The following is a 16,155-nucleotide window of genomic DNA, read 5'->3' as shown; positions in this document are numbered from 1 at the left end:
TTAGCTCTTCTTAGTGTAGGCTTGTCCTTTATGTCAAGAATCTTCCATTTTTGTTTATCCTTTTGGATAAGTACAAAATAGTAACCACTATCAGGTTGATAATCGCTTTTTGATTGCGGTAGTTTTATAGGTGCTTTTAGAGCTTGTTGTTGAGAGGAACATCCAGATATAAACAAAGAGAGTATAAGCGCATAAAACATAGTTTTGTAAAGCACGATGTACCTTTAAAATAGTAAGTTGGGATTTAAAATATTGCTCTCACACTGAGTGTGTGAGAGGAAGAATAGGTGGTTACTCAATCTCTGCGTCGATTACGTCATCGTCGCTTTTTTTCTTTGAAGTATCAGCCTCACCAGCTTCACCACCTTGCTCTTTTTTATACATTTGCTCAGCCATCTTATGACTTGCTTCTGTTAGAGTCTTAACCTTAGCTTCAATCTGCTCTTTTGTAGCATTTTCATCTTTTAGAATATCTTTAAGCTCAGTTATTGCTGTCTCGATTTTTGCCTTCTCATCAGCTTCAATCTTCTCACCCATCTCGCCTAATGATTTTTCAGTTTGAGCGATAAGTGCGTCAGCTTGGTTTTTAAGCTCAACTAACTCTTTTCTCTTTGAGTCTTCTGCTTTGTGAAGCTCTGCATCTTTAACCATTTTGTTAATCTCTTCTTCACTTAATCCTGAAGAGCCACTAATTGTGATTGATTGAGATTTACCAGTTCCTTTATCAGTTGAGCTAACAGTTAAAATACCGTTTGCATCGATGTCAAATGTAACTTCAATCTGAGGTACACCTCTTGGAGCTGCTGCAATGTTTCCTAGCTCAAATAGACCTAAAGATTTGTTATCTTTTGCAAACTCTCTCTCACCTTGAACAACTGAGATGCTCACAGCTGGTTGGTTATCTTCTGCTGTTGAGAAGATTTGAGATTTTTTAACAGGGATAGTTGTACCTTTTTCAATTATCTTAGTAGCAACACCACCTAAAGTCTCAATTCCAAGTGAGAGTGGCGTAACGTCAAGAAGAAGTACATCTTTAACATCTCCACGTAAAACTCCACCTTGAATAGCAGCACCCGCAGCTACAACTTCATCAGGGTTAACACTTTTGTTTAGAGTTTTTCCACCAAAGTAGTCTGAAACCATTTTTTGCGCAAGTGGAACGCGGATAGATCCACCAACCATGATAATCTCTTTGATATCACTGTTTGATAAGCCAGACTCTTTCATAGCTGTTTTGATATGGCTAATTGTTTCTTCGATTAGTTTTTCAATCATACTCTCAAATTTAGCACGAGTAAGTTTTAGTACTAAGTGTTGAGGTCCAGCTTCTGTCATAGTGATAAATGGTAAGTTTATCTCTGTTTCAGTTGAACTTGAGAGCTCTTTTTTAGCGTTCTCAGCTGCATCTTTTAGACGCTGTAGTGCCATTTTGTCATTTTTAAGATCAATTCCATGAGAAGATTTGAACTCAGCATTTAGATAATCAACGATTTTGTTGTCAAAGTCATCTCCACCTAAAAATGCGTTACCATCAGTTGAGAGAACTTCAAAAGTACCATCACTAATCTCTAAAACTGTAACGTCAAATGTTCCACCACCAAGGTCATAAACAAGAACATTCTCTTCTGCTTTGCTCTCTAAGCCATAAGCAAGTGCTGAAGCTGTTGGCTCGTTGATGATACGAAGTACATTTAGTCCCGCAATTGTTCCTGCATCTTTTGTTGCTTTTCTTTGAGCATCATTAAAATAAGCTGGAACTGTAATAACTGCGTCAGTTACACTTGAGCCGATATAAGCCTCAGCATCTTCTTTTAATTTTGATAAAATTTTTGCTGAAATCTCTTGTGGAGTATAAATCTTACCAGCAACATCAACCGCTGCCATTCCATCTTTATCTACAATGTTATACGTTACTTTGTCGTGTGCAGACTTAGCATTCTCTTCACTCATCATAAGACCCATAATTCTCTTGATTGAAGAGATAGTCTTGTTTGGGTTAGTAATCGCTTGACGTTTTGCAGGATCTCCTACTAAAACCTCGCCTTTATCTGTAAATGCAACAATTGAAGGAGTTGTGTTTTTACCCTCTTTGTTAGGAATGATTTTAGCTTCGCCACCCTCATAAACTGCTACACATGAATTTGTTGTTCCTAAATCTATACCAATTACTTTGCTCATAATTTTAATTCCTTAATTTTAATTTATTTTTTCTAAAACGAATAGTTAATTCGCAACTACAACCATTGCTTCGCGCAAAGGTCTATCTTTATACTTATAGCCAGTTTGAAAAGTCTGAACTATTTGCCCAGTATCTATTATATCACTATCAACGCTCTGTATAGCATTATGAATATTTGGATCAAATGGTGCATCATGTGCAACCATTGTAACACCATGTTTTTCTAGAGCTGTAGTGAGCTGTTTTAGCGTGAGTTCAATACCCTCTTTTAACTTTTCAAGATGTTCCGCTGAATCTACAATTGACGCTGTAGATGAAAGAGCCATATGTAGGGCATCCATAACAGGAATCAAATCTTTTGCAAATTTCTCATTTGCATATTCAACTGCTGTATATTTCTCTTTTTCTAATCTTTTTTTAATGTTTTCAAAGTCTGCATGAACTCTTGCATACTTATCTTTTAGAGAAGTCATCTCCCCTTGTAAAAGGTCAAACTCATTCTCAATTGCTTCTGCCTCGGCAGCAGCTTCATTTGTTTGTGGAGTTTCCTCTTTTGTTACTTGAGTTTCACTTTGAAGCTCTTCTTTATTTTCTTGTGACATAGCTGTTAAATTACTCCTTTTTAAAAGATGTTACAATTATACATATTGAGTGTAACAATGTCAAGTAAAAGCTAAATGTTTTTATATCAATTAACTTTAGTCTATTAGTATCAAGTATGAGTTACTAAAGAGATGACATTTTATAGTATTATTATATATAAAAAATTATTGGAGATTGTATGAAATATTTAGCTTGGGTAGTTGGACTGATTTTACTTTTAGTTATAGCCCTTTATGTAGTTGCTTTTACACCAGTTGGAAATAGTTTACTTAAACCTATCATAGAGGCGAAGATACAAGAGCAGACGAAGGTTGAGAGTAAATTAAATACTTTTTTACTTAGTATGAGTGATTTTGAAGTAGTGCTTGAACTTGCTAAAGACAACTTAGTAATCGCAAAAGGCAGTTACTCAATTTTTGCAAAATCTTTTGATATAAATTATGAGATAGACTTTAAAAATCTCAAATCTTTAGAGCCGATTTTAAATATGCCTTTAAATGGATCATTTAACACAGATGGAGCGGTAAAAGGCGATTTGGCTTTTATGACAATAGATGGAAAAAGTAGTGTAGGGCAGAGTGACACCTCTTACCACGTTGAGCTTAGTGATTTAAATCCAACTTCAATTATTGCAAATATGAAAAACGCAAAACTCTCTTCACTGCTTTATATGGGAGCTAAAAACCCATATGCAGTAGCAGATATAAATCTTGATATAAATCTCAAAAACATAACTCCTCATAAACTCGATGGAGAGATAAAACTCTCTACTAAAAATGGAGTTATAAATCCAGAGTTTATGAAGAGTGATTTTAATGTAACTGTTCCAAAAACTTCTTTTGACATGAACCTTGATGCAAAACTCAAGGGTGATGATGTAGTATATAACTATGATTTGGTATCAAATCTTTTTAAGATAAGTAGTTCAGGAACACTTACTCCAGAGCCTTTTAAAGCTGATATAAAATACGCGCTTGATGTAAAAGATTTAGAAGTACTAAAGCCTATCAGTGGCGCAGATATTAGAGGCGCACTAAAGTTAAATGGAACACTAAATGGAGATAAAAGTAAGCTTGTAGTTCAAGCAAATAGCGATGTGGCTTCTTCACAAACTACAATTGAAGCGGTGTTAAAAGATTTCGCTCCAGAGTCACTTAGAGCAAAGATAGTAAATCTTGATGTTGCAAAACTTCTCTATATGGTAAAACAACCACACTACGCTGATGCACTTCTTTCACTTGACGCAGATATTAGCGATGCAAGAGTGGATTCATTAAAGGGTGAGGTGAAGAGTAGCATCACAAATGGAGTTTTTGACTCTGCTTATCTAAGTAAAGCGTATGAGTTCTCATCTGCTATGCCAAGAAGTACTTTTAGCGCCAAGACTACTACAGTTTTAAAAGGCTCTATGGCAGATACAAAGGTTAATTTTAACTCTAATCTTGCAAACCTTGATATAAAGAGTGCAAAATTTAACATAAAAGATGGCTCACTAAAGAGTGATTATATGATTAGTGTAAATGAGTTAAATAATCTTTACTTCGTAACAGGACAGCATATGCGAGGTGGATTTGTCGGAAATGGAGAGCTTTCAAAGGCGGAAGATTTAGATTTTGCACTTCACTCAAACATATCTGGTGGAGTATTAGATGCAAAACTTCATAATGATGATTTTAGTGCAAATATAAGTGACGTAAAAACAATGAAACTTCTATATATGTTAATGCGTCCAGAGTTAGTTGATGCTACATTAAACGCAAAAGTAAATTACAATTTAGCTCAAAGTAAGGGCGAGGTTAATGGAGATATTTTAAACGCAGTGTTTACAAAAAATCAAACATTTGATTTAATCAAGCAGTTTACAAAAGTTGATATGTATAGAGAAAACTTCAATGGAAAAGTGGGTGCAAAGATAAACAAAGAAAACATCTTAGCTTCACTTGATATGCGCTCAAAAGAGACGGCACTTACAACAAAAGATGCAAAGCTAAACACTAAAACAAATCAGATGAATTCTGATTTAACTATAGTTATAAAAAATGACACAATACATGCAAATCTTAACGGAGATATCAACTCTCCAAAAGTTAGTATTGATTTAGAGAAATTTTTAAAATCAGAAACTGGTAAAAAAGTAATAGAAAAAGTTGATAAATTATTTAAAAAACTGTTTTAAAAAGCTCATTTTTTAAAACTAGATGAGCTTCTGGCTTAGATATATAGTAACCTTGCATGTAGTCTATATCTAAAAGAAGAAGCTTCTCATAAACTTCTCTTGAGTGCACAAACTCAGCGATTGTCTGCATGTTGCTCTGTGCTGCAAAGTGTATGATGCTCTTGACCACTTTGAAATCTTTACTATTTACATCTATGTTTTTAATTAAAGAGCCATCAATTTTTAGAAAATTTGCTTCAACATCAATAACGCTTTTAAAGTTTGAGTATCCGCTGCCAAAATCATCAATAGAGACTTTTGCTTTTAGTGAATGAAGAAGATGAATCTTTTGTTTAAAGAGCTCAATATTATCAATCTCATCACTCTCTAGTATCTCAAAAGTTACTCTAGAAGCTAAGTGATGGTTTGATTTTAGTGCCCTTACAATGCTTTGTTCAATATCTGGATTCATTAAATCTGAGAAATTAATATTTATACTTACAAGAAGTTGGTTCTCTTTAAACTTATCTAAAACTAGAGATAGGATTCTTTGCGTGAGCTTATAGTGCATGTTTGTGAGCTTTATATATGGCATAAAACTCATAGGCATAACTGTTTTTCCATCTTTATCAATAATTCGAACAAGAGCTTCATATTTAAAAATCTCTCCTGTTTTATGATTGTATATAGGTTGATAGTGGCATATTATACGATTTTCATCTAAAGCCTCTTTTACAAAGCTCAGATATTTTGCAGAAGAAGATGCTGATGAGTAGCTACTTAGTTTCTCATCATAAATAACTATTTTATTTCTACCACTACGTTTTGCTTCATAAAGCATCTTATCAGCTATTTTGATAGCTTCTTGGAGATTTTTTTCTAGGGATGGATGCTTGTGAACTCCCATAGAGAGAGTTACTTTTATATCATGTCCATCAAATGAAAAATTTTCTTGAGCAATATTGCTTCTTATTCTCTCACAAATATTTAAGTTTGATTTTGAATCGTCTCTGTTGTTTATAAGAAGTAAGAACTCCTCTCCTCCATAACGAACTAATATGTCACTATCTCTAATGGAATCTTTAAATATAGCACTGACATGGGAGAGAATATAATCTCCAGCTTTATGCCCGTATGTATCATTGATAAATTTAAATTTATCCAAATCAAGTATGGCAACAGAATATTTTTCGAGGTTTAGTACATGCTCTATCTCTTCGAGATAGTTTCTGTTAAATGTGTTTGTAAGAGTATCTGTAAAAATCTTTTTTCTAGTTATAAAGTAGTGAAAGATTTGCACAAGTGCAACACCAATAAATATAAATATGAAGATAGTTAGTATGTTAAAAAAGGCTTCTAGAGGTTTGATAGAGTCTAAAATAATCATCTTTATATCTGTTGTAAAGTCTATGTTAAAAAATCCAACGACAACCCCACTGCTGCTTATAATCGGGTAAAGATAGGTTACATAGATGTTTTCAATATTTTTTTGTTTTATAATTTGAGGCTCTTTTAGCGTGTAGATAAGGTTATACTCTTTTAAATTAATATCAAATTTTTGGTTGAAGTTTGCTTTGTCTGTTTTTGATGCATCAAGTAAAAATCTAAACTTATTCTCATCGTCTTTATATAATATATATGAATATTTAACATCCGAAGATAGCGCCATTGAGAGAATATGCTCATATTTTTCTCTATTTTGTTTTTGCTCAAAAAAAGAGACTAAACCCTCTTGATCCGTAATTGGATTATTTGCGCATATGTCTTTTTGTAGATTTTGCAAGACTAAAGATATATGATCTATCTCATGCTTTTCAATGCGCTCAAAAATAGTCTCTTTTGCTTTTGAAATAGCATTATAAGTATATGCTAAAAATAGCCCAAGCATAAAGAGCAGAGAAAAGACTACTAGTCCCCTTTTTCTTACCATATCTTTTCTTCTTTATATATGTCAAGTTTTTTAGATATTGAGATATTTTGCTCTTTTATTCTTGGCTCAATTATTACAATGTTTGGTCTGCCTTTTTTCCAAAACATCGAGCCAAAACTTCTAGGAATCTCTTTTAAAAGCTCATAATTAAGTACAAAAATAGCTTTATCACAAGAGCCTTCTTTTAAATTTTTCTTATCTTCAAGTACAATTATTGAAGCTTTTTGGCACTCCTCAGTCGTAGAGAAGTGGGCTCTTTTTTCAAACTCTTGAATTATATTTTTATTATCAGACCATATTACTATCTTATCATCTAAAGAGATATTTTGAAAAATTTTCTCTAAAATTTCTACTTGAATAGTCTCTTTGTTTTCGTTTGAAAAAAGCGTTAGTGCTAAAAGTAGGGAGAGTAAAAATATCTTCATTTAAAAAATATACTCCAGTGTTAAGATCAATCTTCTCTCAAGAGAAGGGATACTCACTCCTTTAATACTACTCTCTATTGCCTTATCAAAGAGATTCTCACCTTTTAGTTTTATATTTATATCTTTATTATGGTGATAGATTGCCCCCGCTGTATAATCATAACCATCATCAACATAAACATTATCTATTCCTCTATACGATGATCTATATACAAGCTCATTATAGATATCAAACTTGCCATATGTAGTGTATAGTTGAAGCAGGGCGCCAGAGTCTGAAGATAGATTGCCATTTTCTTTGAAGGCTTTGAAGTATTCTAGTATGATTTTATTTTCTGAGCTAAATCTATACTCTGTACCCAAAGACATTTGAGAAAAATCAGAACTACTATCATTATTTACATACATATTTAGTGTGGGATTGAAAACAATATTATTTTTAGACTTCGATGCGGCTGCTCCAAGAGTTAATGTTAAATCATCTTTTTCATATTCTATTTCTGCTTTTGCAATACTCACCTTTGATCTCTCTAGGTTTGGATTTATGTTGTATAGCGGAGAGAAAGTTGTTTGTGTTGCAAGAGGATAAACATATCCATTTTGAATAATAGTTTTAACAGATAGCTCATCATTTAACCTTGAGATATATGCAAGACGTAAAATATTTTCTGTAGTTGATTTTGTAGCATGATTCTCAAAGTGATCAAACTTTGTGCTAAAGGTGATTTTGTTACTATCATTTATGCTGTATGTATCTTCAAAAAAGAGCATATATATATCGAGGTTTTTTGGGCCAAGGATAATAGGCTTTTCTACACCGTTACTTTTAAATGAATCCAAGAAAAAGGCTTTTTTCTTTATTTGAATACCATAAAGAAGGTTGTTGTCTTTATATGTATCTCTTTTTTGCAATACTAAATCATGTGTGAAAGAGCCATTTTGTATCTCTAAAGCATTGCTCGAACTACCATCAAATAGATTTATTCCTAAAGAGTCTGTATTTGCTATATCCACTGTTTCATAAGTAGTAGAGAAAATAAGCTCTATATTTTTTTCAAATTGTTTAGTAAAACTAAGATAAGTATACTTTGTATTTATATCACCGCCTGTTATGGAACTTGCAAATCCGCTGTAAAGATTATAGTCTTCAACTGAAGCTCCGCCTTCTATAATGTAATCATCTTTTTTTGTAAAGTTAAAGTAGAACTGACCTCTATTTCCATCTCTTGAATAAAGACTTCCGTTCGGGCTAATTTGCTCATCGTAGTTACTATTACTTACATCAGCATTTGCCAAGTAGGAGTACTCATCAAAGCTTTGAGCGTCTATGATTTGACCTCTAGTGCCACCCTTTGAGTCTGCAGAGGCTTGAAGAACGGTTGCGTTCTCTTTTGATGGATCTTTAGTATATAACTTTATAACCATATTTCCAGATTCTCCATGAAAACTTATCGTATTTGAAGCTTGATATATCTCAATGTGATCTATGTGGTTAAGCCCCATCTTTCCATATTGTGCTAGTCCAGAACCAGTGGTAATGGATGATAACTCATAAGAGTTTATATATATTTTTATAGAGGGCATAGAGCTTTCTGCATATGGAGTTTTAACTAACGAGGTAAGGCCAAAATTTGTGCTCTTTAGAGTAAATAGCTTGATAGTCTTTAGTACATCATTAAGAGTATACGCCTGCATTTTGTCTAAGTCTGAGCGAGAATATACTATAACATGCCCAGATTTTTCATCTTTTGTTTCGTTATGAAGTTCATTTGCTTGGCGATACTTTGATAGGAGGTCATCAAGGTTGCTCTCCTGTGCATAGACAGATGAGAGTAGTAGCGATAAGATAACCAAAAACTTCAAAATTAACCTCAATATTTATAGTATGTACAAAGTATATATAGCTATTGCTTATTTTACACTTGCATCAGCTAAGGAGAGGCAAAAAAGAATATTTTTCTCTTTTGAGTGCAGTAGTGAAATGGCTTGAGTAAAAGTTGAGCCTGTTGTTACTATATCATCAACCAAAATAAGCTCTTTTTCTTTAAAATCTTTAAGCTCAAAATTTCTAGGATTTAACATCCTAAACTCTCTACTTTTTCCAGAGTAACTCACCCTGTTTTTTGCTCTTAGTTTGTTGAATTTAGGCGATATAAAGTCGCTCTTTAGGGCTTTGTTAAGTATAGCAGTATGAGAGTATGCGTCACTTAAAGTATCATCAATAGCGATGGAAGTTAACTGATGTTCATAAGAGAACTCTGAAGCAAATTTTGCAAGTGAGTTCTTTGCTAAAATAGTATAGATGTAGTAACCCAAATCAGTGTGTTTTGTATGAAGCAAGTTTTTTATATCGCTGTATTTGTAAAAGGAGATAACTTCTATATCTTGAAAGATTTTTCTTCTATAAATGGAGGGAGTTAAAAAAGTGCTTTGACACTTTTTGCAGATATGTGAAAGAGATAAATTCTCACACATCAAGCAGCGCAAATTATCTTCTTTAGTCCATCTTAAGTACAGACATAAACGCCTCTTGTGGCAACTGAACTTTTCCGATAGATTTCATTCTTTTTTTACCCTCTTTTTGTTTCTCTAAAAGCTTTCTTTTTCTGGTAATGTCACCACCATAACATTTTGCGGTAACGTTTTTACCCATACTTTTTATGGTTTCTCTAGCGATTACTCTGTTTCCAAGTGAAGCCTGAATAGCTACTTCAAAGAGTTGACGAGGAACTATCTCTTTCATGTTTTTTACAAGTGCGCGACCGCGATGCTCAGCCGCACTTCTATGAACAATGATACTAAGCGCATCAACAATCTCTCCAGCAACTACAACATCAAGCTTGACCAAATCGCCCTCTCTAAAACCAATAGGCTCATAATCAAAACTAGCGTAGCCTTTTGAGATAGACTTTAGTTTGTCATAGAAATCAACGACTATTTCATTCATAGGAAGTGAGTACTCAAGCATAACTCTAGTCTCGTTTAGATAAGTCATCTTATCTTGAGCGCCTCTTTTTGCAACTAAAAGATTTATGATGTTTCCAAGATATTCAGTTGGAGTTATAACAGTTGCTTTTACATAAGGCTCTTCTATGCGCTCGATTCTACTTATATGAGGAAGTTCTGAAGGATTTTGCACCTCTACCATCGTGTTATCTGTTAGATAAACATTGTAAACAACTGATGGAGCAGTAGCTATCAAATCAAGGTCAAACTCACGCTCAAGTCTTTCTTTGATAACTTCCATATGAAGCATTCCCAAAAAGCCAACACGAAAGCCAAAACCAAGAGCTACTGATGTTTCAGGCTCATAAGAGAGTGAAGAGTCATTTAGTTTTAGTTTATCAAGCGCTTCACGTAAATCTTCAAATTTATCAGTATCTATCGGATATATTCCAGCAAATACAAAAGGTTTTGCCGCTTCATATTTTAAAACAGGCTCTAAAGTAGGATTTTTAGCATCAGTAATAGTGTCGCCTACATTTATAACATGAACCCCTTTTAATCCTAAAACAACAATTCCTATCTCACCGCTTTTTATAACAGAAGTTTTTTTACGCTTTAGTGGATGTGGATACATGAGATCAAGAACTTCATGCTCTTCACCGTTACTCATCAGTCTTACTTTTTGTTTTACTCTTATCTCGCCATCAAAAACACGAGCAAGTGCCAATGCACCTAGATATGGGTCAAACCATGAATCATAGATGATAGCTTTTGTTGTAGCATTTGTATCTCCAACTGGTGCAGGGATACGATCAACAATAGCATCTATAAGCTCACGAATACCAACTCCTGTTTTTGCCGAGACCAATATAGCGTCAGTTGCATCTATACCGATACTTGTCTCTATCTCTTCTGCTACTTTTATAGGGTCAGCTGCTGGAAGATCTATTTTGTTTATAACTGGAATAAGCGTTAAGTTGTTCTCCATAGCTAGATAAACGTTTGCAATAGTTTGCGCTTCAACCCCTTGAGCAGCGTCAACTATTAAAAGTGCGCCATCACTTGAAGCTAGAGATTTGCTAACTTCATAAGAGAAGTCAACGTGGCCGGGAGTGTCGATGAGGTTTAAGATATAGTGCTCGCCATCTTTGACATAATCAAGTCTAACACTTTGCGCTTTTATGGTAATTCCGCGCTCTTTTTCAATGTCCATTGTGTCCATCATCTGCTTACCAAGCTCTCGCTCACTAACTGATCCACACTCTTGAATAATGCGGTCTGCTAAAGTACTCTTGCCATGGTCAATATGCGCTATGATAGAAAAATTTCTAATGTTTTTCAATTAATTCCTTTAGTTACGAAAAGAGACTATTTACACTCTCATTGTGATAAACTCTGCGTATAACCTCTGCAAAAAGAGGCGCTACTGTTAAAACAATGATTTTTTTGTGAGGTTTTGACTCTAGCGTATTTGTGATGATTAGCTCATCTAGCTCACCGTTTTCGATATTTTCATAAGCTTTTCCACTAAGAACTGCATGTGTTGCACATGCTATTACAGAGGTAGCTCCTTTGTTCTTAAGAGCAGTAGCCGCTTTTACCATAGTTCCAGCAGTGTCAACCATGTCATCAATAATGATTACATCTTTGCCATCAACATCACCGATAATATTCATAACTTCGCTCTCATTAGCTTTTTCACGGCGTTTATCAACTATTACCATCTCAAGGCCCATTCTTTGTGCAAAGTATCTAGCGCGTGCAACACCGCCAATATCTGGAGAAGCGATGATTGGATTTTTTAGATTTTTACTTCTTATATAATTTTCAAAAGTTACAGAGCCATAAAGGTTATCAACTGGAATGTTAAAAAAGCCTTGAATTTGCCCAGCATGTAAGTCTATAGTTACAACTCTATCAATTCCAGCAGCTTCATACATGTCAGCAACTAATCTTGCAGTAATTGGAACACGAGGAGCAGCTTTTCTGTCTTGTCTTGCATAGCCATAGTAAGGCACAACAGCTGTAATGCTTGAAGCAGATGAGCGACGAAGTGCATCAGTCATAATAAGGAGCTCCATTAAGTTGTCGTTTGAAGGAGCGCCAGTTGATTGGACGATAAAGACATCTCTTCCACGTACACTCTCAGCGATTTGAACAGAGATTTCACCATCACTAAACTTTTTAATATCAGCCTTAGCCAATGGAGCATCTAATATTTGACATACCTCTTTTGCAAATTCAACGCTAGCCGAACCAGCAAAAATTTTATAACCGCGCATGTTATACCTTTTGAAAAATTTATGGGCGATTATACAGAATAAGTGCTGAGGGGTTGTTAAAATTATGATGTAAAAAAGGATAAATATTTGAAATAAGTTTGTAATGGTGGAGCTGTGGAGGATCGAACTCCAGTCCGAAACCACGCTACTCCTAACGTCTACATGTTTAGTAAAGTTGTTTATTTTTTAATCTTGCTTCACACAGCTTGCAAAGTTACACAAGACGAGCCTCTAAGTTTCTTTTTACGTCCGAGACAAACGTAAAGTATATCTGCATAAGGGTTATACTTCGAATCCTATCTATCCAGAGTCCATAGGTGAAGCAGCCCGCCTCTTTCGAGGGGTTAAAACTTAAGCTACTGCGTAAGCTGGGCGATAATTTGTATTGTTTGCGTTTAAGCAAGTTGAGCCGCGTAACGGAAATGCTCAGTCCGACATGCAATTAGAAGCTACTTGATCCCGTCGAAACCAGGTCAGCCCCATTGAGTGGAATTATAGCAGTGTTTTAAAAATATTGTGTAAATAAGATTATTTTGATACAAAAGGTGGTGGCCAATCTCGGAATCGAACCAAGGACACAATGATTTTCAGTCATTTGCTCTACCGACTGAGCTAATTGGCCATAATAAAATTTAGAAGTCTTCAAAAGTGGTGGTGGCCAATCTCGGAATCGAACCAAGGACACAATGATTTTCAGTCATTTGCTCTACCGACTGAGCTAATTGGCCATCTTTTAAAGAGCGCAATTTTATCGAAGGAGGACTGAAAGTTAGCTTTAAGTAAGGTTAAATGTTTTTAAATGCTTCTACTATTGTAATTTGTTCAAGATTTTTAATCTTTGTCTCTAGCGAGTCAACGCTTTCATTTTCTTCTAGTTGAAGTTTTTTTTGCAAAATAATCTTTCCATCATCATAATTTTCATTGACTTCATGAACAGTCACGCCACTTATTTTCTCACCACTTTTTATTACAGCTTCATGGACAAAACGTCCATACATTCCTTCCCCACCATAGTTTGGTAGCAATGCTGGGTGAGAGTTTATAACTTTAAAATTTTTTACAATATTTACGCTAACCTTTTTCATGTAGCCAGATAAAAAGAGGTATTCGCACTGATACTCTTTTAATAACTCTTCTATTTTTTCATCTGGATTATCAGCTGTTTTTGAGTTTACAATAAAGCTGTCAATACCGTAATTTTTAGCTTTTTCTATAACTTTTGCACTGCTGTTATTTGAGATTATAAGAGGAATCTCTATCGAAAGCTCACTTTTTTTTGCTGCGTTATATAGTGCTTCAAAACCACTTCCATTATAAGAAGCCAGTATTGCTACTCTTTTCATTTTAATCCTTTTATAGTATCTTTAAACTGATCGCCTCTGTGAGCGTAAGATTTAAACTCATCGAGGCTAGCTGCTGCTGGAGAGAGAAGTGCGACTTCATCATCTTTTAAATTTTTATCTATTTTCTCAACTGCATCTACTAAATTTTTACAAAGCTCAAACTCTACAGTGTATTTTTTTGCAAGCTCTGAGAGTTTTTCTTTGTTTGAACCAATATTATAAATCTTGACATTACAATTTTGTAAAAAAACAAACAGTTCATTTAAATCCACGCCCTTGTCATCGCCACCTAAAATAAGATGTACAAAAGAGCCACTATAACGCTTCATAGCAACTATAGTTGCATCTAAGTTTGTAGCTTTTGTGTCATTTACCCAAAGTCGGCCTTTAGAGTCGCGGAGTTCTTCTTGTCTATGCGGATCTATAACAAATGAGTTTATCTTTTCATAATCTACTCTATCAAAGAGTATCTTATCAACCGCCATAGCTAAGAGTGCATCCATCAAAAATGCACCTTTAAAACTGACTCTGTTTGTATCTATATCAAAGTGCTCGGCTAAATCTTTCTCATCTTCATAGAAGATAATATAAGCAGAACTTTTTACGACATCTTTGTAAGCTTTTGGAATGATTGCAACTTCACCCTCTCTCATTTTGGAAAGAGGTTTTAACTTTGCTTTTACATACTCATCCATATCTCCGTGCCAGCTTAAGTGATCTGGTGTAATTGGGAGAAGAACATATATGTTTGGTGAAGCTTTGTTTGTGTAGTGGATAGTAAATGAGCTAGTCTCTAGTATCCAAATTTGAGCATTTTGATCCAAATCAGCCAGCGGAGTTCCTATATTTCCACCCTCAAAAGAGCCTCTGTCTTTGAGCAAGTGCTGCATCATTTGTGTAGTTGTTGTTTTTCCGTTTGTTCCGCTTATCCAGATAGCAAGAGGTGCTGCATTTACGAAACAGTCATACTCACTTATGAGGTTTTTTGCTCTTTTAATAAGCGCGTTTGAGGGTGCAATTCCGGGGGAGGGTATCTCTAAATCTGAGTAAGATGGATTGAACTCTGAAGCTGGTTTTACTCTAAAGCCATCTTCATCAGCGAATGGTTTTGTGCATTTATCATCATAAAAAATAGGGTTTTTAAAGAGCTTTGAGAGAGCTTTTGTAGTTTTACCATAACCAAAGAGAGATACTCTTTGCATTAGCGAATCTTTAGAGTGATGAGCGCTACTATATTTGATAGTGTTGCTATAATCCAAAATCGTACTATTATCTTATTTTCCGCCCAATCTTTCATCTCAAAATGATGATGTATTGGCGCCATTAAAAAGACTCTTTTTTTTCTAAACTTATAACTTCCTACTTGAAGAATCACAGAGAGAGTCTCTATGACAAAAATAGAGCCTATAAGAAGAAGCAAAATTTCACTCTTAGAGATAATGGCAAGATAGCCTAAAAAAGCGCCAATTGTAAGTGAGCCGCTATCTCCCATAAAAACTTCAGCAGGATGGCAGTTGTACCATAAAAACCCGCTCAAAGCGCCTATAAGGGCACTAGAGACTATAACAACTTCACCTATATTTATATTTGGCATAAGTAGATAAGAGCTTATACTTGCATTTCCTGTTATGTATATGATAACGCTAAGAGTTGCAAGAGCAGTAATAGAAGGAACAGTTGCTAGACCATCAAGACCATCAGTTAGGTTAACTGCATTTGAAGTTGCAATAATTACAACAGTCCAAAAAAAGATAGCAAAAATACCCATATCAAATAGAGGATTTTTCAAAAATGGAACATAAAGAGATGTGTTAAAATCAGAGAACTTATATAAAAAGATAGAGATTATAAGTGCAAAACCAGTCTGTAAAAGTAGTTTTGTTCTAGCTTTTAATCCAGCTAGATTCTCATTTTTCTTGATTTTTGCAATATCGTCTTGAAAGCCAATTAGAGCAAAAAAGATAAGAGTTACAACTGCACCAACTGCATAAAGGTTTGAGAATTTTATGCTAATAAGTGAAGCTAAAATAGTTGAAAAGATAAAAACAACTCCGCCCATTGTTGGCGTTTTTGCTTTGCTTTGATGTCTCTGCGGTGCCCACTCATTAATCGGCTGAAGACTAGAGGTTGATTGTGCCCATCTTATAAAACGAGGCATTAAAAAAAGTGTAAAAAAAAGTGCTAAAAAGAAAGCTATCCCAGCGCGTATTGTTATGTATCCAAGTAGGTTGATGTGAAATATTTCTGAGAGCCAGTACAGCAAAGTGGGTAGTCCTTATTAAAGTAAATCTT

Annotated in this window: 13 protein-coding genes, 2 tRNA genes and 1 other RNA gene; 1 reads left to right on the top strand and 15 read right to left on the bottom strand. The window is 34.6% G+C overall.

Translation table 11 applies throughout. The features are described from left to right. The 3 genes from PHI38_RS02390 to grpE all read right to left on the bottom strand — a co-directional run. On the bottom strand, positions 1-215 hold a 215-nt coding region (locus PHI38_RS02390), incomplete at its 3' end, for a hypothetical protein (RefSeq protein WP_299852291.1). Between the two features lie 76 nt (positions 216-291). Beyond that, positions 292-2,178, bottom strand: a complete 1,887-nt coding sequence (dnaK, locus tag PHI38_RS02385; protein ID WP_299852288.1) for a molecular chaperone DnaK — start codon at positions 2,176-2,178, stop codon at positions 292-294. A 45-nt stretch (positions 2,179-2,223) separates the two neighbouring features. After that, positions 2,224-2,781: a nucleotide exchange factor GrpE gene (grpE, locus tag PHI38_RS02380; protein ID WP_299852286.1), complete on the bottom strand. Its 558-nt coding sequence runs from the start codon at positions 2,779-2,781 to the stop codon at positions 2,224-2,226. Between the two features lie 179 nt (positions 2,782-2,960). Here grpE and PHI38_RS02375 point away from each other — a divergent pair, with 179 nt between their 5' ends. Continuing rightward, positions 2,961-4,958 (top strand): hypothetical protein, encoded by a 1,998-nt coding sequence (locus PHI38_RS02375; RefSeq protein ID WP_299852283.1) that lies wholly within the window; start codon positions 2,961-2,963, stop codon positions 4,956-4,958. Here PHI38_RS02375 and PHI38_RS02370 read toward each other — a convergent pair. The 12 genes from PHI38_RS02370 to mraY all read right to left on the bottom strand — a co-directional run bounded on the left by PHI38_RS02370 (position 4,942) and on the right by mraY (position 16,123). Further along, positions 4,942-6,867, bottom strand: a complete 1,926-nt coding sequence (locus PHI38_RS02370) for an EAL domain-containing protein (protein ID WP_299852280.1) — start codon at positions 6,865-6,867, stop codon at positions 4,942-4,944. The two genes, PHI38_RS02375 and PHI38_RS02370, sit on opposite strands and share 17 nt — an antisense overlap. After that, positions 6,861-7,292, bottom strand: a complete 432-nt coding sequence (locus tag PHI38_RS02365; protein WP_299852277.1) for a hypothetical protein — start codon at positions 7,290-7,292, stop codon at positions 6,861-6,863. Before PHI38_RS02365 ends, PHI38_RS02370 begins: the two co-directional genes overlap by 7 nt. Continuing rightward, a complete protein-coding gene (locus PHI38_RS02360; protein ID WP_299852274.1) occupies positions 7,293-9,155 on the bottom strand; it encodes a TonB-dependent receptor in 1,863 nt (620 codons plus the stop codon). Positions 9,156-9,203: 48 nt separating this feature from the next. Then, on the bottom strand, positions 9,204-9,779 hold the full coding sequence (locus PHI38_RS02355; RefSeq protein ID WP_299852269.1) for a phosphoribosyltransferase family protein: 576 nt from the start codon (positions 9,777-9,779) through the stop codon (positions 9,204-9,206). 10 nt (positions 9,780-9,789) lie between these two features. Further along, on the bottom strand, positions 9,790-11,580 hold the full coding sequence (gene lepA, locus PHI38_RS02350; RefSeq protein WP_299852266.1) for a translation elongation factor 4: 1,791 nt from the start codon (positions 11,578-11,580) through the stop codon (positions 9,790-9,792). A 13-nt stretch (positions 11,581-11,593) separates the two neighbouring features. Further along, a complete protein-coding gene (locus PHI38_RS02345) occupies positions 11,594-12,520 on the bottom strand; it encodes a ribose-phosphate pyrophosphokinase (protein WP_299852263.1) in 927 nt (308 codons plus the stop codon). Positions 12,521-12,624: 104 nt separating this feature from the next. Next, positions 12,625-13,001: a transfer-messenger RNA gene (gene ssrA / locus PHI38_RS02340) on the bottom strand. Between the two features lie 65 nt (positions 13,002-13,066). Continuing rightward, positions 13,067-13,142, bottom strand: a tRNA-Phe gene (locus PHI38_RS02335). Positions 13,143-13,172: 30 nt separating this feature from the next. Continuing rightward, positions 13,173-13,248: transfer RNA gene (locus PHI38_RS02330), tRNA-Phe, on the bottom strand. Between the two features lie 57 nt (positions 13,249-13,305). Further along, positions 13,306-13,863, bottom strand: a complete 558-nt coding sequence (locus PHI38_RS02325; protein WP_299852260.1) for a phosphoribosylglycinamide formyltransferase — start codon at positions 13,861-13,863, stop codon at positions 13,306-13,308. Next, positions 13,860-15,065, bottom strand: a complete 1,206-nt coding sequence (gene murD / locus PHI38_RS02320) for a UDP-N-acetylmuramoyl-L-alanine--D-glutamate ligase (RefSeq protein WP_299852257.1) — start codon at positions 15,063-15,065, stop codon at positions 13,860-13,862. Before murD ends, PHI38_RS02325 begins: the two co-directional genes overlap by 4 nt. Then, positions 15,065-16,123: a phospho-N-acetylmuramoyl-pentapeptide-transferase gene (gene mraY, locus PHI38_RS02315; protein WP_299852294.1), complete on the bottom strand. Its 1,059-nt coding sequence runs from the start codon at positions 16,121-16,123 to the stop codon at positions 15,065-15,067. Before mraY ends, murD begins: the two co-directional genes overlap by 1 nt. Positions 16,124-16,155 lie beyond the last annotated feature (32 nt).

The sequence above is a fragment of the Sulfurimonas sp. genome (assembly GCF_028694895.1).
GTDB lineage: Bacteria > Campylobacterota > Campylobacteria > Campylobacterales > Sulfurimonadaceae > Sulfurimonas.
Note: the sequence above shows the minus strand (reverse complement) of the source record. Positions and strands in the feature narration are given on the sequence as shown.

Excerpts from the sequence above, each read along its gene's own strand:
- PHI38_RS02375 (WP_299852283.1), top strand. The coding sequence starts at position 2,961 with ATGAAATATTTAGCTTGGGTAGTTGGACTGATTTTACTTTTAGTTATA.
- PHI38_RS02370 (WP_299852280.1), bottom strand. The coding sequence starts at position 6,867 with ATGGTAAGAAAAAGGGGACTAGTAGTCTTTTCTCTGCTCTTTATGCTT.
- PHI38_RS02325 (WP_299852260.1), bottom strand. The coding sequence starts at position 13,863 with ATGAAAAGAGTAGCAATACTGGCTTCTTATAATGGAAGTGGTTTTGAA.
- PHI38_RS02345 (WP_299852263.1), bottom strand. The coding sequence starts at position 12,520 with ATGCGCGGTTATAAAATTTTTGCTGGTTCGGCTAGCGTTGAATTTGCA.
- grpE (WP_299852286.1), bottom strand. The coding sequence starts at position 2,781 with ATGTCACAAGAAAATAAAGAAGAGCTTCAAAGTGAAACTCAAGTAACA.
- dnaK (WP_299852288.1), bottom strand. The coding sequence starts at position 2,178 with ATGAGCAAAGTAATTGGTATAGATTTAGGAACAACAAATTCATGTGTA.
- PHI38_RS02365 (WP_299852277.1), bottom strand. The coding sequence starts at position 7,292 with ATGAAGATATTTTTACTCTCCCTACTTTTAGCACTAACGCTTTTTTCA.
- murD (WP_299852257.1), bottom strand. The coding sequence starts at position 15,065 with ATGCAAAGAGTATCTCTCTTTGGTTATGGTAAAACTACAAAAGCTCTC.